Raw genomic sequence first — 19218 nt, forward strand, 5'->3', positions numbered from 1 at the left:
TGGCGCCCAGGCGCAGTCTATTGGTCCAGCGGGAAGCTGGTGCAGCCCAGTTGCGCGGAGATGTCTTTGGAGGCCGCCTGCAGCATGGCGACTACTTCGGGCCGTTTGGCATCGTCGTAGCGGAAGGTTGGGAACGAGATGCTGAATCCGGCAATGGGCCGGTTCAGGCGGTCAAAAATCGGCACACCCAGGCAACGGATGTGGTCGTCGAATTCTTCGCGGTCTTCGCCGTAAGCTTGGGCTTTGACCTGTGCCAGTTCAGTCACGAACGCTTCGGCGTTGACGATGGTTTTGTCGCGGTAACGTTTGAAGTCGCAACCCTTCAACACGCGGTCGCGCCGCTCGGGGTCTTCCCAGGCCATCAACACCTTGCCGATGGCGGTGCAATGCAGGGGCGCGCGGCGACCGACGCGTGAGTACATGCCCAGCGTGTGGCGGGAATCGACTTTGTGCAGGTAGATGATTTCGCTGTCGATCAGCGTGCCCAGGTGCACGGTTTCGCCGGTCAGGTCGGCCATCATCTGCATGTGGTTCTTGGCCAGGTCAACCAGGTCGGGGAACTGCAGCGCCTTGGTGCCCAGCTCGAACATTTTCATGGTCAGGCCGTAACGTTCGCTGTCTTTTTCCTGGCGGACGTAACCCACCGTCATCATCGTCTGCAAAAACCGGTAGACCGTGGCCTTGGGCATCGCCAGGCGTACCGACAGGTCGGAGATACCGGTTTCGTTGTTTTCTGCCAGGGCTTGCAACAATGCAAAAACCTTCAGCACCGCAGCAACCGATTCCGGTTGCTTGACATCATAAGATTCATCAGCCATTTGTTTTGATTTCCCTGGAAGTGTGTTTCAAATTATATTCCCATTGGCTGATGAAACTGCCTGACACGGGGGTCAGGCGGACCAAGCGTTCGATGTCACCTCGTTGGAAGATCAGCTGATGGAATGGCGATGTCCCTGTGGACGGTTTGGGGCAGACGATGCACTTAACGTGCCAGCCAGCCTCCATCCACCGCCACGGTGTAACCGTTGACGTAGTTGGCCGCGTCGGACGCCAAAAACACCACCGGGCCGGCCATGTCGGCCGGAACACCCCAGCGGCCTGCCGGGATGCGCTCCAGAATGGCGGCGTTGCGGGCTTCATCGGCGCGCAGGGCGGTGGTGTTGTCGGTGGCCATGTAGCCGGGGGCGATGGCGTTGACATTGATGCCGTGTTTGGCCCATTCATTGGCCAGCGCCCGGGTGATGCCCATCACACCGCTCTTGGAAGCGGTGTAAGACGGCACCCGCACACCGCCTTGGTAAGACAGCATCGACGCCACGTTGATGATCTTGCCGCCTTTGCCCTGGGCAATGAACTGGCGCGCCACGGCTTGCGAGAAGAAAAACACCGACTTGAGGTTCAGGTCGACCACGTCGTCCCAGTCTTTCTCGGTGAAGTTGATGGCGTCTTCACGGCGGATGATGCCGGCGTTGTTCACCAGAATGTCGACGCTGCCGCTCAAGCCCAGCGCCTGGGTCACCAGGCCTTCAATGCTGCTGACATCCGACAGGTTGGCACGCAGGTCCAGAAAACGGCGGCCGGTGGCTTCGATCAGCGCCCGGGTGTCGTCCGGTGCGGCCACATTGACGCCAACGATGTCGGCGCCGGCCTGAGCCAGTGCCAGGGCCATGCCTTGACCGAGGCCGGTGTTGCAGCCGGTGACGATGGCAACGCGGCCATCGAGTTTGAAGTTGTCCAAAATCATGGGGTACCTCTGGGTGTTGAGTGGGAGTGTTTAACGCAGCGCGGCCATGGGCACGTGGTCCATGTCCTTGAAGACCTGGTTTTCGCCAACCATGCCCCAGATGAAGGTGTAAGCCTGGGTGCCCACGCCGGAGTGGATGGACCAGCTCGGGCTGATGACGGCCTGCTCGTTGCGCATCACGATGTGGCGCGTCTGGGTGGGTTCGCCCATCATGTGGAACACGGCGGCGTTTTCGTTCATGTCAAAGTAGAAATACACCTCCATGCGGCGGTCATGGGTGTGGGTCGGCATGGTGTTCCACATGTTGCCCGGCTCCAGTTGGGTCAGGCCCATCGAGAGTTGGCAGGTGGGCAACACATCGGGCACCAAGTATTTGTAGATGGTGCGGCGGTTGCTGGTTTCCGGTGCGCCCAGCGTTTCGGGGGAGGCTTGGGCCTGGGTGACCTTGCGGGTTGGGTAGCTGGTGTGGGCCGGTGCGCAGTTGAAATACAGCTTGGCAGGTTGCGCAGCATCGACGCTGGTGAACTCCAGCTTTTGCGTGCCCTGGCCGACATACAGCGCCTCACGCGGGCCAACCTCAAAGGTCTGGTCGTCCACCACCACACGGGCGGCCCCGCCGATATTGATCAGGCCGAGTTCGCGGCGTTGCAGGAAAAAGTCGGTGCCGGTGAAGCGACCCAGCTCGGGTGAAAAGCTCACGGCTTTTGTCACCGGCATGATGCCGCCAACGATGATGCGGTCGATCTGGCTGTAGGTCAGGGTGGCTTCGTCGGCCTTGAACAAGCCGTCGACCAAAAAGTGCCGACGCAGGCCTTCGGTGTCAAGAGTGCGGACGTGATCGCTGTGGATGGGTTGGCGAATTTCCATGGTGTATCTCTCGGGTTGTGGCCTTTTTGGCACGGGGTTGTTCGGGTTGGCGACAGGGCGTGTCACTGACAAGTCGCAATTTACAACATTTTTTGAAATATGGTTACTAATTTTTGAACCAGCGTTTCAAAATGTTTGAGGAATGATACATTATCGTGAACGTCTTGTCCCGACGTGATCGTTTTTTCTTTGTATCGTTGCCTTTTCAACCACTCTGAGCACTGCCATGGAACACTACTTTGACAACACCCATACCCCTTGGACCGAGCTGGGCGATGGCATTCGCCGAAAAATCGTGGGTCACACGGCCGATCTGATGTCGGTGATGGTGCAATTCGACAAAGGCGCCATCGGTACCGCACACGCGCACGATGCGCATGATCAGATTGCGTTCTGTGTGGCGGGGTCGTTCGAGGTGGATGTGGCGGGTGACAAGCGCATTGTGAAAGCGGGCGATGCCTTTGTGGCGCCGCGCCAGGTGTGGCATGGTGTGGTGGCGCTGGAGCCGGGCAGCATCCTGCTGGACCAGTTTTCACCGCGTCGCGATGATTTCCTTTAACGTGACAGCCTGAGGTCATGGTTCGGGGTGGTCCGGGTGCCATGACAGTGAAGCAAGAGATGGGTGGTCACGCTGACTGAAGACGCCAACGCGTCAAGGCTGGCCGCGCAAGTACAAACCAACAGGAGACCTGACATGAAGCAGCAATATGACGTGGTGGCACTGGGCGAGGCCATGGTGGAGTTCAACCAGATCCCGCAAGGTGATGGCCGCATGTACCTGCAGGGGTTTGGTGGCGACACCTCCAACACCACCATCGCGGCGGCCCGCCAAGGCGCGCGTTGCGCCTATGTGTCGCTGGTGGGCAGCGATGCGCTGGGTGACATGTGCCTGGCGCTCTGGAAATCCGAGGGGGTGGATGTCAGCGCGGTGCATGTGCACAAAGATGCCCCGACCGGCGTGTATTTTGTGCGCCATGACGCCGATGGCCACCATTTTTCTTATTTGCGCAAAGGGTCGGCCGCCAGTGGCATGCGGCCTGAAGACCTGTCACCCGCCCTGATTGGCAACACCAAGTACCTGCACGTCACAGGCATCAGCCAGGCCATCAGCGTTAATGCCAGCCGCACGGTGGCTGCCGCCATCGCCATGGCGCGCTCAGCCGGTGCCCGTGTGTCGTATGACCCCAACTTGCGCTCTGCCTTGTGGTCCCTGGAGGACGCCCGGTCGGTGGTGATTGAAACCATCGCCTCAGCAGACGAATTTTTGCCGGGCTTTGAAGAGCTGTCCAAACTCTCCGGCCTGCACAAGGCGGAAGACCTGATCGCCTGGGCGCACCAACAGGGCACCAAGGTGGTGGTCATGAAGATGGGCATCGAAGGTGTGCTGGTGTCAGATGGCCAGCAGATCCAGAAAATCGCCGCGTTCCCGGTCAAGGCCGTGGATGCCACCGGCGCAGGCGACTGCTTCAACGGCGCCTACCTGGCCCGCCGTGCCCGTGGTGAGGATGTGTTCACCAGCGCCCGCTGGGCGGTTGCTTCGGCAGCTTTGTCCACCCAGGGTTATGGCGCCGTGGCACCGCTGCCCACCGAGGCGCGGGTGGCCGAGTTTCTGAAATCCGTCATGCCTGCAGCCAAACCTTAAGGCGCCAGCCGCCAGGCCAACCCGGTCTGGCGACAGGTCAACCCGGGCGAGGCCTGGCGCCCTGCCAGCCCAAACCAAAGGCAGCCGAGGCTGCCTTTGGTTTTTTTCAGCGCCAGTGGCGCCGACCGCCATGGCATCTTGCCCTGGCGGTCATGTCGATCAGCGGATCACGCGGGCGCCTTTGCCCTTCATGGCGGCTTCCACTTCTTCCACCCGCACCATCGAGGTGTCGCCCGGCGTGGTCATGGCCAACGCGCCGTGGGCTGCGCCGTATTCCACGGCAGCTTGCGGGCCTTTGCCTTCCATGAAGCCATAGGCCAAACCGGAGGCAAAACCGTCGCCACCGCCGACGCGGTCGTAAATTTCCAGGTTGTCGCGTTTCATCGACTGGTACAACTGGCCTTCGTAATACAGCAGGGCAGACCAGTCGTTCAGCGTGGCGGTGGTGGCCTTGCGCAGGGTGGTGGCAGCCACCTTGAAGTTGGGGAAGGCAGCCACAGCGGCCTGGATCATCTTCTTGAAGCTGTCGGTTTCGATGTGGGTCAGGTGTTCGTCAGCGCCTTCCACTTCAAACCCTAAGCAGGCGGTGAAGTCTTCTTCGTTGCCGATCATCACGTCCACATACTTGGCGATTTCGCGGTTGACGCGTTGTGCGCCTTCCTTGCCGCCCTGGCTCTTCCACAACGAGGCGCGGTAGTTCAGGTCATACGCCACCACGGTGCCGTACTTCTTGGCCACTTCCACGGCTTCGATCACGGCTTCAGCGGTGTTGCTGGCCAGCGCGGCAAAAATGCCACCGGTATGGAACCAGCGCACACCTTCTTCGCCAAACAGCTTTTCCCAGTTGACTTCACCGGGGCGGATTTGCGAGGCGGCGGTGTGACCGCGGTCCGAGCAACCCAGCGCCGGGCGGATGCCAAAACCTTTTTCAGTGAAGTTCAGGCCGACGCGGGTGTTTTTGCCCAGACCGTCAAAATCACGCCAGATCAGGTGGCTCATGTCCACGCCGCCTTGCATGATCAGGTCTTCCACCAGCCAGCCTAGGTCGTTCTTCGGCAAAGCCGTGACCACGGCAGAGCGTTTGCCCCAGCATTTGCGCATGGCGCGGGCCACGTTGTATTCACCGCCGCCTTCCCAGACCTGGAAGCTGCGGGCATTGCGCACACGGCCAAAGCCGGGGTCGAAGCGCAGCATGACTTCGCCGAACGAAGCGCAGTCCCATTTGGTTTCAGCCGCGGATTTGATGATGAGTGCAGACATGTGTGTAACTCCTTCTCAGCAGGTTATTTGGCGGCCAGCTCGGCCTTGATGGTGGCGGCCAGTTGGACCGTCTTGCGCACGTTCTCTTCAATGCCTTTGTAATCCTTGGCATCGAGCAGCTTTTTGGTGATCATGTTGGAGCCAATGCCGCAAGCCACGATGCCGGCGCCAAACCATTTGCGCAGTGACTCTTCGGTCGGCTCGACACCGCCAGTGGGCATGATGCGGGTCCAGGGCATCGGGCCCATCACGCTCTTGACAAAGTCGGGGCCGCCCACGCTGGAGCCGGGGAACACCTTGACGATTTCCACGCCCAGCTCTTGCGCGTCACCAATCTCGGTGGCCGAGCCGCAGCCGGGGCTGTAGGGAATGCCGCGGCGGTTGCAGACCTTGGCTACGTCGGCGTTGAGCAGCGGGCCCACCACAAACTTGGCGCCGTTGGCGATGAACAGGCCAGCCGTGGGTGCATCCACGATCGAGCCCACGCCCATGATCACCGACGGGTCGGCCTTGGCAAAGTGACGCGTCACATCCAGGAACACCTGGGCCGCGAAGTCACCACGGTTGGTGAACTCGACACACTTGGCGCCGGCGTTGGCGCAGGCCTGGATGACGTTGATGCAGAGCTCCACGTCAGGGTGATAAAAAACCGGAATGATGCTTTGATCCATCATTGCCGAAAGGACTGCCATACGATCTTTTGCTGCCATGTTCACGCTCCTAAAAAAACGGTTTGTCAAAAAAAACCGGCCACCTTCACAGAGGCGAGACCGGCGTCATCGATTCACGGACTACATCACCGCGCCCACTTGCCACGGCAAAAATTCGTCATTGCCGTAGCCCAGTTCTTCACTGCGCACCTTCTCGCCCGAGGCGTGGCGAATGATGGCGTCGAAGATGCGTTGGCTGATCTCGGGCATCGGTGTGCCGGTGATCAGGTCGCCGCAGTTGACATCCATGTCATCACCCATGCGCTCGAACAGGGCGTTGTTGGTGGCCAGCTTGATGGTGGGCACCCCCGCGCAGCCAAACGCCGAACCGCGCCCCGTGGTGAAGCAGATCACCTGCGCACCACCTGCCGCCTGGCCGGTGGCCGACACCGGGTCGTAACCGGGGGTGTCCATATACACAAAGCCCTTGGCCTCGATCGGCTCGGCATAGTTGTAGACGCCGTTGAGGGTGCTGGTGCCACCTTTGGCCACCGCGCCCAGAGACTTTTCCAGGATGGTGGTTAAGCCGCCGGCCTTGTTGCCCACCGACGGGTTGTTGTCCATCTGGTTGCCGTTGCGGGTGGTGTAGTCTTTCCACCAGCTGATGCGGTCGATCAGCTTCTGGGCGATTTCGGGGCTGGCGGCGCGGCGTGTCAGCAGGTGTTCGGCACCGTAAATCTCAGGCGTTTCCGACAGGATGGTGGTGCCACCGTGCGCCACCAGCAGGTCCGAGGCGCCGCCCAGCGCCGGGTTGGCGGTGATGCCGGAATAACCATCGGAGCCGCCGCAGTTCAAACCCACAATCAGGTGGCTGACCGATACCGGCTCACGCTGGTAGGTGTTGGCGCGCTCGAGCATGTCGGTCACCAGGCTGATGCCTTTCTTGATAGCTGCGGTGGTGCCGCCCTCGGCCTGCATCACCAGCTTTTGCAGCATGCCTTCCTCGTGGGCGCCAATCATGTCGATCAGGGGGGCAATCTGGTTCTGCTCGCAACCCAAGCCCACAAACAGCACCCCGGCAAAGTTGGGGTGGCGGGCATACCCCACCATGGTGCGGCGCAGGATGTCCATGCCTTCACTGACCACGCCCATGCCGCAGCCCAGCGGGTGCGGCAGCGCGATCACGCCGTCAATATGAGGGTAGGCGGCCAGCCGCTCTTGGCTGAAGTGGCTGGCGATGGCGCGTACCACCGTGGCCGAACAATTCACCGAGGCAATGATGGCGATGTAGTTGCGCGTGCCGACCTTGCCGTTGGGGCGTTTGTAGCCCATGAAGGTGGCAGGGTGCTCGGCCTTGGGCAGCTCACGCACGCCCTGGCCAATGCCGTAATCCCGCTCGAACTCGCCCATGCCCAGGTTGTGGGAGTGCACATGCTGACCGGCCGCGATGTTGACCTTGGCAAAGCCGATGATCTGGTCGTAGCGCCGGACCGCAGCGCCCGCTGCGATGTCGCGGGCAGCCAGCTTGTGGCCGGGGGGGATCAGGTCGCGCACCACCAGGTGGTCTGACAGCAGCGAGCTGCCAGGCAGCATTTGCTGCGTGGCGATCAGCACATCGTCGTTGGCGTGCAAACGGATAACGGAAGATTGCGTCATGGATGACTCCATCAAGTCCCGCTGCGATGTGTTGCAGCGGGTTCTAAATCGTGAAAGAGAGCCCAACCCGGATCAGGTCGGGCTCGTGTACCCGCTTAGTAAACGGGTGAACCTTTGATCAGGCTGGGAATCCAGGTCGAAAACGCAGGGAAATAGGTCACGACCACCATCACGACGAACAGGGCACCATAAAACGGCAAGATACTTTTCATGACCTGTTCGACCGAGACATCGCCAATGGCACACCCCACAAACTGGGTGGTGCCAACCGGCGGTGTGTTGAGCCCCAGGGCACAGTTCAGCAGCATCACGATGCCAAACTGCACCGGCCCCATGCCCATCTGGATGGCCAGCGGCAAAAACAGCGGTGTGCAGATCAGGATGGTCGAGGCCATGTCCATGAAGGTGCCCAGCAGGAACAGGATCAGGTTGATGAGCAAGAACATCACCAGCGGGTCGGTGGTGGCGCTAAGCAGCAACTGAGCCGTTTTGTCGGGAATCTCCAGAATCGTCATGATGTACTGGAACATGGTCGACACGCCAATCAGCAGCAGCACCACGCCCGTGGTTTTGGCTGCCTTGGCGCCGGCTTTCATGAGTTTGGCCCAGCTCATGGTGCGGTAGCCCACAAAGGTCAGGAGCAGGGAGTACACCACCGCAATACCAGCCGCTTCGGTGGCGGTGGTGATGCCCATGATGATGCACCCCAGGATGATCACCACCACAAACATGCCCGGCAACGCGGCCACACCCGAGGTAATCACCGCGTTCCAGCCTGCAAACTTGTCCAGTGTGCTGCTGCCGTCAGGGCGAATCGGGTAGCCTTCTTTTTTGGCCACCCAGTAAGCGGCAAACAGCATGCAGACCATCAGCACCAGCACCGGCAACAAGCCGGCAAACATCAGTTCGCCAATGGAGACACCTTTCACCATCACGTTGTGACCCGCCAGCAAGCCGCTGCTGCTTGATGCGGCAAAGGCGTAAATGATCAGGTTGTGTGAGGTGGGCATCAAGGCGCCGCACAGGGAGGCGTGGGTCGTCACGTTGACGGCATAGTCAGCGCTGTAACCTTCTTTTTTCATCATCGGGATCATCACGCCGCCCATCGCCGATACGTCGGCAACAGGTGAACCTGAGACGCCGCCAAACAGCGTGCAGGCGACCACATTGGCCATGCCCAGGCCGCCGCGACGGTGGCCGATCATGTTGCGGGCAAAGTTGACGATCTTGTCAGCAATGCCGCCATGCAACATCAGTTCGCCCGAAAAAATGAAGAACGGAATGGCCAGGAACGAAAACACGTTCATCCCTGAAATCATGTTCTGAAAAGCCAGCTCCAGCGGAAACCCTTCGGCCCAATAGGTCGCGATGCAACTCAACGCGATCGAGAAAGCCACCGGCACCCCCAGCAGCAGAAACACCAGAAAACTGATGCAAAGAACGGTCAGTGCCATGATGGAATCACTTTCTTGTCGGTAGACATCGCAATCAGATGCTCAATGGAAAACAGAATGATCAGTACACCCGCCACCACGCATGGCAAGTAGCGAAAGGCCTCCGAGATGCCCAGGGTGGGGATCACATTCGTCCAGACCGACATGGCCATGGTCCAAGTCCCCCAAGTCAGAAAGGCACCAAACACAATCGTGATCAGCCCCACCAGATTGCCTCCCCAGAACTGAAATTTAGGTGGCAGCAAGCCCATCAGGGATTCCATGCCAATATGCCCTTCATCACGCACGCCAGCGGCCGCGCCAAACATGGCCACATTGATCACCAATATCAGCGCCACTTGCTCAGACCACGCAGGCGCGTCGTTGAGCGCATAGCGCCAGATCACCGAACCGAATACCACGCCGACGATTCCGATCAGACACGCCACGGAGACATATAACGCCCATCGTGACAACCGCGAATTCAGCCAAGTCAGCCATTTCATTGTTTCGCTCCAAAAAAAGCCCGAAAGCGTTAGCACACCTTCGGGCGATACCGTCAAACCGTTGCGTTTAACTTACTTGGTGTTGACGATCTTCTGAACCAAAGCCTTCAACTCAGGAGTCGGAGAGAACTTGTCCCAGACAGGCTTCATCACGGTCACGAATTCGGCTTTGTTGACGTTGTCCACAAACGTGGCGCCAGCTTTCTTGGCAGCGTCTTTGGAGAGCTGTTCCTTTTTGGTCCACAGGTCAATGTAGTAAGGAATGGTCTCCTTGACGGCGTCGCGGATGATTTTGTGCTCTTCTGGGGTCAGGGTGTCCCAGACCTTCTTCGAGAAAATCAGCACTTCAGGTGACATCACGTGCTGGGTTTCGCTGTACACCGGGGCGGCTTCGTAGTGCTTGGCGGTCTCGTACGACGGGTAGTTGTTTTCAGCGGCATCCACCAGGCCGGTTTTCAGCGCGGTGTAGACCTCGGCCATCGGGATCGGTGTGGGGTTGGCGCCCATGGCTTGGGCCAGGCTGACCCACAGGTCGGACTGCTGCACACGGATCTTCATGCCTTTGACATCGGCCAGGTTGCGCACCGGCTTTTTGGCGTAAATCGAACGGGCACCAGATTCCCACAGCGCCAAACCAACGAAACCAGCCTTGTCCAAAGCGGCCAGAATGTCGTCACCGGCAGGGCCGTTCATCGAGGCGCGGAAGTGTTTGATGTCACGGAAAATGAAGGGGAAAGAAGGCACCATCGTCTCAGGCACGATGCCGTGGAAAGCTGCCGTGCTGACGCGAACCATGTCCAGCGCGCCAATCTTGACTTGTTCAACCGTGTCTTTCTCAGAGCCCAACGAGCTGTTGCCAAACACCTTGACGTTGTACTTGCCACCGGTCTTCTGGCTGATGATCTCGCCGATTTTCTTGACAGTCATCACTGTGGGGTAGTCCTGCGGATGCACATCTGCTGAACGGAAGTCACGTGCCACAGCGCTGCCGACTGCGAGAGCGCAAGCCATAGCCACCGCCAAAACCTTTTTCATATTGCTTTTCATAATTGCCTCTTTGATAGGAATAAACAAGAATACGCCACTGAACACACTTACCAGGGGGCCCTAGCTTCCGCAGCAAGTAGGGCGAATATACGCTTAATTTAAACGGCGCTCAATAATTTTTGAAACATATTTCCATTTTTTAATGGCGGCCGCTTTGAGCGATTTGATGCTCAGAAAATTCTAGAGTCGACCCATCCATGCGGTCCAATGCTGTTCGGGTATGCGTTGATACCCTGAGGACATCGACGTGAGGTCGGTGGCTTGCCATCAGATTGCGTAGCATGCCCCGTTGCAAGCCATTTCATAGAAGGGTTCAACTTGGACATCCGTCGGCTTAAATATTTCATCGTCACCGCCGAGGAGCGCAATATCGGTCGGGCGGCAGAGCGCCTGCACATCACACAGCCTCCCTTGACGCGGCATATCCAGTCGCTCGAAGAGGCGCTGGGCGTGCAGTTGTTCAAGCGCACCAGCGCCGGCGTGGAGCTGACGCAGGCTGGCACGGCGCTGCTGGCGCACGCGTACAACATCAGCGCGCACGTCGAACTGGCGACCGAACAGATCCGGCGCGTGGCTCATGGCATGGAAGGCCGCATGGACATCGGCGTGTTTGGCTCGGCCATGCTCGACATCATTCCGCGCATCCTGAGTGCGTTCTCACAGGCCCGCCCGCACGTCAATGTCGTGCTGCACAACGCGCCCAAACATCGTCAAATGGAGGCCCTGCAGCAAGGGCGCATCCTGATCGCGTTTGACCGCTATTTCCCGGAGTCGCCCGACCTGCATCACGAGCTGATCAGCCAGGAGCCGCTGTGGATGGCCGTCAACCAACGCAATCCGCTGGCCTTCAAGCCTTGCATCACCCTGGACGATCTCCAGGGTGAACCCCTGATTGGTGAGCAAGACCCCAGCGTCTTTTTTGCCAGTCAAAAGTTGTTCAGGTTGCAAAGTTTCAACCCGTTGATCGTTCACAAGGCCGCCGACATGATTGCCGCCGTGGTCATGGTGTCCGGGGGGTTTGGCAGCGCCCTGGTGCCGGCGTCGGTGCTCAACCTCAATTTGCCCGACGTGGTGTTTCGGCCGCTGGCACCGGACATCCAGTCAACGATTGACCTGCATGGGGTCTACCGCAAAGATGAACAGTCACCGCTGTTGGCTGCGTTGCTGGGGTGCATCCAGGACTTCAAGCAACAGCACCCAATACCTTGCGGGTATCACGGCATGTCCTAACAACATTGGACTGCACGGCACACCGGCCCCTAGAATTTTTTCTGCGTGACAGGCGCCGTTGATCCGGTGTCCTCATGCCCATCCGGCATGACATGCCAGCCTTCTGTCAGCCTCGCTGGCGGTGGGGTGTTTTCATTCTGAATCCCGGGTTCCATTTAATCAAAACATTGTTTTAATTTTTATTGAAATCGGTTTCTGTTTGATGTAGAGTTGCATCTCGTCAAAGACACCGAATGCAGTTTGATGTTTCGTCAAGCCGCGCCAAACCAGAGCGAATCCATGAAACCTTTTATGAATGCCGACTTTCTCCTGCCCGACGACTGCGCCAGGCGTCTGTTTCATGACTACGCAGCGCAGATGCCGATTCTTGACTACCACTGCCACCTGCCACCGGCCGACATTGCCGGCAACACCAACTTCCGCAACCTGGCGCACGCCTGGTTGGGTGGTGATCATTACAAATGGCGCGCCATGCGCTCCAACGGCGTGCCTGAGGCCGACATCACCGGCCATGAAGCCGACTACCGCACCTTTCTGGCCTGGGCGCAAACCGTGCCACGGCTGGTGGGCAACCCGCTGTACCACTGGACGCACCTGGAGTTGCAGCGCTATTTCGGCATCCATGAAGCCCTGTCTGAAAAAACCGCACCGGCCATCTGGGAAGCCTGCAACGCCCAGATCGTGCTGCCCGAATTTGGCGCCCGCTCCCTGCTGATGCGCATGAATGTGCGCGCTGTGGGCACCACCGATGACCCGGCTGACTCGCTGGAACACCATATAAGCTACGCCGCCGTGCGTCAACCGGGTGAGCCGGTGATGGTGCCCAGCTTCCGGCCTGACCGCGCCTTGGCTACGGATGATTTGCCCACTTGGCAAGCCTATATCAACAAGCTGAGCGCCCGTGCTGACGTGGCAATTGGCTCTTACCAGTCGCTGATTGTCGCGCTGGATGCCCGCCACGCCGTGTTTCACAGCCTGGGTTGCCGTGCTTCCGATCACGGTCTGGCTGCACCTTTTGCCACGTTTAGCACGCCGCAGGCGCTCGAAGCCATCTTTGCCAAGTTGTTGGGCGGCACCCCCTTGACGACCGCTGAGGCGGATGCCTACAAGACCGCCGTGCTGCTGGACGTGGGCCGCATGAATGCCAAGCGTGGCTGGGCGATGCAGTTGCATCTGGCCGCGGTGCGCAACCTCAACACGCAGATGTTCAACCAGCTTGGCCCCGACACCGGGTACGACGCGGTGAATGACGAGCAGATTGCCAGCAAGCTCGGCGCCTTCATGAACGCGCTGCAAAGCGAAGGCTTGCTGCCCAAAACCATCCTCTATTCGCTCAACCCGAACGACCTGGCCGTGCTGGGCACGGTGATGGGCTGCTTCCAGGACGGATCCAGCCCCGGCAAGATCCAGATGGGTTCGGCCTGGTGGTTCAACGACCACATTGAGGGCATGCGCAGCCAGATGGTGAGCTTGGGCAACCTCGGCCTGTTGTCGCGTTTTGTCGGCATGTTGACCGATTCGCGCAGCTTTTTGTCCTTTCCGCGGCATGAGTATTTCCGCCGCGTGTTGTGCGCGCTGGTCGGTGGCTGGATGGAAAACGGCGAGATCCCGCCTGACTTTGACACCTTTGGCAACATGGTGCAAGACATCAGCTACCGTAACGCCCAACAGTACTTTGCCATTCCCGGCGTGACCGAATAAGTGCCTCCTGCAACCGAAACCATGGAAACAAACACTATGCGTCTTAACCAAGAGAACCTTGCCCATTTGCCGACCACAGTGGTCAAGCCTGCCTATGACCGCAGCCAGGTTGTGGGATCGATCGTGCATCTGGGCATTGGCGCCTTCCACCGCGCACACCAAGCCATGTTCACCGACGCTGTGTTGGCCTCGGGTGATCTGGCCTGGGGCATTGTGGGTGCCGGGGTGATTTCGGCCGACATGAAAAATGCGCTGGCGCCTCAAGACTTTCTTTACACGCTGGCCGAGATGGGTGCCGACTCCGAGAAGGTCAAAGTCATCGGTTCGATCATCGACGTGCTGGGCGGTGCTGAAGATGCCGGCAAGCTGCTGGCCAAGATGAGTGACGTCAGCACCCGCATCGTCAGCATCACCGTGACTGAGAAGGGCTACTACCTGGACCCGGCCACCGGCAAGCTGCAACTGCAGGCGCCCGCCATCGCCGCCGACCTGGCTGCACCGGCTACCCCGAAAACCGTGCTTGGCCTGATCGTGCAGGCGCTCAAGGTGCGCCGCGCGACGGGCATCACGCCGTTCACCGTGCTCAGCTGCGACAACCTGCCCAACAACGGCATTTTGGCCAAGGCCGCCGTGCTGGCCTTTGCGCGTGAAGTGGATGCGGGTCTGGCCACCTGGATTGAGGCCAACGTGACCTTCCCGTGCACCATGGTGGACCGCATCACCCCCGCCACCACCGACGCCGACCGCGCCCACGTCACCGATGTCATTGGCATGGACGACGCCTGGCCGGTGGTCACCGAGCAGTTTGTGCAATGGGTCATCGAAGACCAGTTCACCATGGGCCGCCCGGACTGGACCATCGGTGGCGCCATCTTCTCGGACGAGATTGAGTGCTGGGAGAACATGAAGCTGCGCTGCCTCAACGGTTCGCACTCCACGCTGGCCTACCTGGGCCAACTGACCGGCCGTGAAACGGTGGCCGATGCCATGCAGATGCCGCTGATCACCGACATCCTCGACCCGCTGTGGGTTGAAATCCGCGAGGTGTTGCACGCGCCCAAAGGCGTCAACCCGGCTGAATACGTGGAGAGCCTGAAGCAGCGTTTCCGCAACCCGGCGCTCAAACACCGTACCGCCCAAATTGCCTCCGATGGTTCGCAAAAACTGCCGCAACGCCTGCTGGCCCCGCTGCGGGATCGTCAGGCCAAGGGCCTGGCCTCGCCGACGATCGCCACCGCCATTGCCGCCTGGATGCACTTCGTGGTGAAGACCGCTTACACCCCGGACGCGGTGCTCAACGACCCGCTCTCTGCCGACATTCTGGCGAAGGCTCGTTCCAGCACCGAACCTGCTGTGCTGGTGGACCAGTTGCTGTCCATCGAGAAGATCTTTGGTACCGACCTGCGCGTTCATGCCGGTTTCAAAGCCGAGTTGCTGGCCGGGTTCGAACGCCTGGCCCGCCACCCGGACGTGGCCACCGCCACTCACATTGTGTTTTAACGGGCCTGACCGCCCATATAAAGGAGACTCAACATGAAAATGACATTCCGCTGGTATGGCGAATCCGACCCGGTCAAACTGGAATACATCCGGCAGATTCCCGGCATGTACGGCATTGTGTCCGCCATTTACGACGTGCCGGTGGGCGAGGTCTGGCCGCTGGAGAAGCTGCAGGCCCTGCGCGATCGCATCGAAGGCGCGGGCCTGAAATTCGAGGTGGTCGAAAGTGTGCCTACCCATGAAGACATCAAACTCGGCAAACCCACGCGCGACCGGCTGATCGCCAACTTCCAGCAAAACATCCGCAACTGCGCAGCGGTGGGCGTGAAAGTGATCTGCTACAACTTCATGCCGGTGTTTGACTGGACCCGCACTGAAATGGCCAAGGAACTGCCGGACGGCTCCTTCACGCTGGCCTTTGATGCCGAAGCGGTGGCCAAGATCGACCCGGAAAAAGGCATTTCCCTGCCGGGCTGGGACGCCAGCTACAAGCCCGAACAGCTCAAGGCCCTGCTGGCCGAGTACAAGTCCGTGGACGAAGAGACCCTGTGGGCCAATCTGGAATACTTCCTCAAAGCCATCATCCCGGTGGCCGAAGAAGTGGGCATCAAGATGGCCATGCACCCGGACGATCCACCGCGCCCGATCTTTGGTTTGCCACGCATCGTCAAGAACCACGACGACCTGGCTCGCCTGGTCAAGATCGTGGACTCCACTGCCAATGGCCTGACCCTGTGTTCCGGCTCTTTGGGCGCCGACCTGTGCAACAACATCCCCTCGCTGGTGCGCGAATTCGGCGGCCAGGGACGCATCCATTTTGGTCACCTGCGCAATGTCAAGGTGGAAGAGGACGGCACGTTTTACGAGTCGACCCACCGCTCTTGCGACGGCTCGCTGGACATGGCAGAAATCGTCAAGGCCTACCATGAGATTGGCTTTGAAGGTTATGTGCGCCCCGACCACGGCCGCATGATCTGGGGCGAAACCGGCAAACCCGGTTACGGCCTGTATGACCGCGCGCTGGGTGCGGTGTACCTCAATGGCCTGTGGGAAGCGGTCAGCAAGTACGCACCTGCCAAGGTGTGATCCGTGACGGATGAGACGGCTGCTGCTTGCCGCTGTCCAGGGTCTTGCATTGGGTAGTTGCCAACCCTTTCCTTCAGTGGGGTTGGCGCTGATGTTTGCTGGATGAACCTCGGTGCGGTGGCAGGGTGATGCTCTGAGCACTGACTGCCACCCACCCGAGCAGACCTGTCAAAACGTACCGGACCCAGGCCTGCTGCGGCCCAATCCCATCCTCTTTCTCCACTGAATCCGATCCTTCATCATGCCTGAATTGACCTCTTCCCTCTTCTGGATCGCCGTCCTGCAGATCATCATCATCGACATCATGCTCGGTGGTGACAACGCGGTGGTGATCGCCCTGGCCTGCCGCAAACTGCCGCCCGAGCAGCGCAAAAAAGGCATCTTCTGGGGTGTCGTGGGCGCCATCGGCCTGCGCGTGGTGATGATTTTCTTCGCCTTGCAACTGCTGGCCGTGCCCTACCTGAAGATTGTGGGCGGCTTGTTGCTGCTGTGGATTGGCATCAAGCTGATGCTGCCCGAGCACGAAGACGAGCACGACAGCATCGACGGTGGCACCACCCTGATGGCGGCCATCAAGACCATTGTGGTGGCCGACGCGGTGATGAGCCTGGACAACGTGATTGCGGTGGCCGGTGCCTCGCACGGCTCGATGGTGCTGGTGACCTTTGGCATTCTGGTGTCGATCCCGATCGTGGTCTGGGGCAGCAAGCTGGTGCTCACGCTCATGGACCGTTTCCCCGTGGTGATCACGCTGGGTGCGGCGCTGCTGGGCTGGATTGCCGGGGGCATGCTGCTGTCTGACAAGGCCACGCCAGAGGTCCTGTCCAAAGGTATCCCGTACGCGCACTACCTGTTTGCTGCTGCCGGCGCGGTGCTGGTGGTGGTGGTTGGCAAATGGCTGGGCAGCCGCAAAACGCCCCGTCCGGCCATTGAGCTGCCTGTGTCTAACCCTGATCATTAACCCAGAGACTGACCATGAGCACTTCCTATTTGATTGCTGTAGATGGTTCTGATCCGGCGCTGAGGGCCGTTGACCACGTGGTTCAGGATGCAGCCAACCGCCGCACCACCGCGCAGATTTACCTCGTCAATGTCCAACCCCCGTTGCCCAACGATGTGACACGGTTTATTGACAATCAGACGGTAGAAGCCTTCCACCGCGAGTCGGGGGATGCTGCCCTGGCTGGCGCCCGGCAAAAACTGACACAGGCCGGCATGGCTTTCACCTCGCACTTGCTGATCGGTGATGCCGCGCCTGCCATCGTGAATTTCGCCAACGAAAAAGGCTGCAGCATGATCGTCATGGGCGCGCATGGATTCGGCCATGTGGTCGGACTTTTCATGGGTTCGGTCACGGTCAAAGTGGTGCAACTCTCGACGGTGCCCGTGCTCTTGATCAAGTGAGCACGGCAGGTGCCATGCACCTGATGGCTGTAAATCTGCATAATGGGCCGAATGGAGAGTTCGGCCCTGTGGGGCAGCTCATAACCAACTTGGCCTGCCGACCTGCTGATAACCCGTTCATGTTTGTTGACCTATCCTCGCTGTTGATGCTTTTTCCTGCCACGCGTACGCCAGGATGAACCCAGACGCACACCACATCTGGCAAGCCCCGCGCTGGGCGCTGGCGGTGCTGCTGGCCATGCTCGGCATGCTGGGGCCGTTCTCCATTGACACCTACATTCCGGCGTTTTCCGGCATCGCCACCTCGCTCAACGCCACGCCGGTGCAGATGCAGCAGACGCTCTCAGCCTACCTGTTTGGCTTTGCCTTCATGAGCCTGTTTCACGGCGCGTTGTCTGACAGTGTGGGGCGCAGGCCGGTGGTGTTGTGGGGGCTGGCGGCATTCACCGTGGCATCCATCGGTTGTGCGCTGTCGCAAAGCATCGGGCAGCTGGTGTTTTTCCGCGCGGTGCAGGGGCTGACCACGGGCGCGGGCATCGTGGTCTCGCGCGCGGTGGTGCGTGACATGTTTCCCCCGGCGCAGGCGCAAAAGGTCATGAGCCAGATCACCATTTATTTTGGTGTGGCGCCTGCGGTGGCGCCGATGATTGGTGGGGTGTTGTACCAGCACCTGGGCTGGCACAGCGTGTTCTGGTTCTTGACCGGGGTGGGGGTGGTCTTGTGGGTGGCCAACTACCGGCTGCTGCCTGAAACCCTGCACCTGAGTCACCGCCAGCCGCTCAAGGTCAGCAACCTGATGCAGGGGTACTGGCAGCTCGGGCGCGATCCGCGCTTCTTTTTGCTGGCGCTGGCCAGCGGCATTCCGTTCAACGGCATGTTTTTGTATGTGCTGTCGGCGCCGGTGTTTCTGGGGGATCATCTGGCGCTGGCGCCCACGCAATTCTTCTGGTTTTTTGTGCTGACCATCAGCGGCATCATGAGCGGCGCCTGGGTCAGCGGGCGCATGGCCGGGCGCCTAGCGCCCAAGCGGCAGATCAAGTACGGGTTTTTGATCATGCTCGGTGTGGCCGTCCTCAACCTGGTCTTCAACGCGCTGTTCACGGCGCAGGCCTCGTGGGCGATGTTCCCGATCGCGATTTTTTCTTTTGGCTGGGCCATGATGGTCCCGGTGGTGACGCTGCTGGTGCTGGACCTGCACCCGGAGCGCCGCGGCATGGCTTCCAGCCTGCAGGCGTTCGTCGGCTCCACCGCCAACGGGCTGGTGGCCGGGCTGATTGCGCCGTTGGTGATGCATTCCACCGTGGCGCTGGCCGCTGCGTCACTGGCCATGTTGTCGGTGGGCGTGGTCGCCTGGATGCTTCTGCACCGGCGCTGGCCGGCGATTGGCCGCACAGCGGAAAGCTGATGCCCGTTCAAGATCTCCCGCGTGATTTTTGCTTGGCCTGGTCGGGCTGATGCACGGCCTGCGGCTTCGCGCCTAGACTCGAGGGGT

The 19218-nt window shown here is 59.9% G+C and carries 18 protein-coding genes; 9 read left to right on the forward strand and 9 right to left on the reverse strand.

The features are described 5' to 3' along the window. Positions 1-17: 17 nt before the first annotated feature. From kdgR to kduI, 3 genes are all read right to left on the reverse strand, one after another. Positions 18-818, reverse strand: a complete 801-nt coding sequence (gene kdgR / locus LHU53_RS02440; protein WP_227330490.1) for a DNA-binding transcriptional regulator KdgR — start codon at positions 816-818, stop codon at positions 18-20. 164 nt (positions 819-982) lie between these two features. Beyond that, on the reverse strand, positions 983-1744 hold the full coding sequence (gene kduD / locus LHU53_RS02445; RefSeq protein ID WP_227330491.1) for a 2-dehydro-3-deoxy-D-gluconate 5-dehydrogenase KduD: 762 nt from the start codon (positions 1742-1744) through the stop codon (positions 983-985). Between the two features lie 30 nt (positions 1745-1774). Then, on the reverse strand, positions 1775-2611 hold the full coding sequence (kduI, locus tag LHU53_RS02450) for a 5-dehydro-4-deoxy-D-glucuronate isomerase (protein WP_227330492.1): 837 nt from the start codon (positions 2609-2611) through the stop codon (positions 1775-1777). Between the two features lie 226 nt (positions 2612-2837). Here kduI and LHU53_RS02455 point away from each other — a divergent pair, with 226 nt between their 5' ends. After that, entirely contained in the window at positions 2838-3170 is a 333-nt protein-coding gene (locus tag LHU53_RS02455; RefSeq protein ID WP_227330493.1) for a cupin domain-containing protein, read from the forward strand. 135 nt (positions 3171-3305) lie between these two features. Further along, positions 3306-4253, forward strand: coding sequence for a sugar kinase (locus LHU53_RS02460; RefSeq protein ID WP_227330494.1), 948 nt, complete (start codon positions 3306-3308; stop codon positions 4251-4253). 159 nt (positions 4254-4412) lie between these two features. On the opposite strand, the gene LHU53_RS02465 is transcribed toward LHU53_RS02460, so the two are convergent. From LHU53_RS02465 to LHU53_RS02490, 6 genes are all read right to left on the reverse strand, one after another. Next, positions 4413-5513 carry a sugar kinase gene (locus LHU53_RS02465; RefSeq protein WP_227330495.1) on the reverse strand — a complete coding sequence of 367 codons (1101 nt, stop codon included), beginning with the start codon at positions 5511-5513 and terminating at the stop codon, positions 4413-4415. 23 nt (positions 5514-5536) lie between these two features. After that, positions 5537-6223 (reverse strand): bifunctional 4-hydroxy-2-oxoglutarate aldolase/2-dehydro-3-deoxy-phosphogluconate aldolase, encoded by a 687-nt coding sequence (locus LHU53_RS02470; RefSeq protein WP_227330496.1) that lies wholly within the window; start codon positions 6221-6223, stop codon positions 5537-5539. A gap of 81 nt (positions 6224-6304) precedes the next feature. Next, positions 6305-7819, reverse strand: coding sequence for a UxaA family hydrolase (locus LHU53_RS02475; RefSeq protein WP_227330497.1), 1515 nt, complete (start codon positions 7817-7819; stop codon positions 6305-6307). A 95-nt stretch (positions 7820-7914) separates the two neighbouring features. Next, on the reverse strand, positions 7915-9273 hold the full coding sequence (locus tag LHU53_RS02480) for a TRAP transporter large permease (protein ID WP_227330498.1): 1359 nt from the start codon (positions 9271-9273) through the stop codon (positions 7915-7917). After that, a complete protein-coding gene (locus tag LHU53_RS02485; protein WP_227330499.1) occupies positions 9264-9758 on the reverse strand; it encodes a TRAP transporter small permease in 495 nt (164 codons plus the stop codon). Before LHU53_RS02485 ends, LHU53_RS02480 begins: the two co-directional genes overlap by 10 nt. Before the next feature lie 72 nt (positions 9759-9830). Further along, complete coding sequence (locus LHU53_RS02490) at positions 9831-10793, reverse strand: TRAP transporter substrate-binding protein (RefSeq protein ID WP_370632201.1); 963 nt, start codon at positions 10791-10793, stop codon at positions 9831-9833. A gap of 330 nt (positions 10794-11123) precedes the next feature. Between LHU53_RS02490 and LHU53_RS02495 the strand changes: the two genes are divergently transcribed. The 7 genes from LHU53_RS02495 to LHU53_RS02525 all read left to right on the forward strand — a co-directional run bounded on the left by LHU53_RS02495 (position 11124) and on the right by LHU53_RS02525 (position 19131). Then, positions 11124-12035, forward strand: a complete 912-nt coding sequence (locus LHU53_RS02495) for a LysR family transcriptional regulator (RefSeq protein ID WP_227330501.1) — start codon at positions 11124-11126, stop codon at positions 12033-12035. 279 nt (positions 12036-12314) lie between these two features. After that, positions 12315-13736 carry a glucuronate isomerase gene (uxaC, locus tag LHU53_RS02500; protein WP_227330502.1) on the forward strand — a complete coding sequence of 474 codons (1422 nt, stop codon included), beginning with the start codon at positions 12315-12317 and terminating at the stop codon, positions 13734-13736. Positions 13737-13772: 36 nt separating this feature from the next. After that, positions 13773-15236: a mannitol dehydrogenase family protein gene (locus tag LHU53_RS02505; protein ID WP_227330503.1), complete on the forward strand. Its 1464-nt coding sequence runs from the start codon at positions 13773-13775 to the stop codon at positions 15234-15236. A 33-nt stretch (positions 15237-15269) separates the two neighbouring features. Beyond that, a complete protein-coding gene (uxuA, locus tag LHU53_RS02510; RefSeq protein WP_227330504.1) occupies positions 15270-16322 on the forward strand; it encodes a mannonate dehydratase in 1053 nt (350 codons plus the stop codon). Between the two features lie 241 nt (positions 16323-16563). Beyond that, on the forward strand, positions 16564-17283 hold the full coding sequence (locus LHU53_RS02515; RefSeq protein WP_227330505.1) for a TerC family protein: 720 nt from the start codon (positions 16564-16566) through the stop codon (positions 17281-17283). Between the two features lie 14 nt (positions 17284-17297). Continuing rightward, positions 17298-17726, forward strand: coding sequence for a universal stress protein (locus LHU53_RS02520; protein WP_227330506.1), 429 nt, complete (start codon positions 17298-17300; stop codon positions 17724-17726). Between the two features lie 175 nt (positions 17727-17901). Further along, entirely contained in the window at positions 17902-19131 is a 1230-nt protein-coding gene (locus LHU53_RS02525; RefSeq protein ID WP_227330507.1) for a multidrug effflux MFS transporter, read from the forward strand. Positions 19132-19218 lie beyond the last annotated feature (87 nt).

The organism is Rhodoferax sp. U2-2l (assembly GCF_020594515.1).
Taxonomy (GTDB): domain Bacteria; phylum Pseudomonadota; class Gammaproteobacteria; order Burkholderiales; family Burkholderiaceae_C; genus Rhodoferax.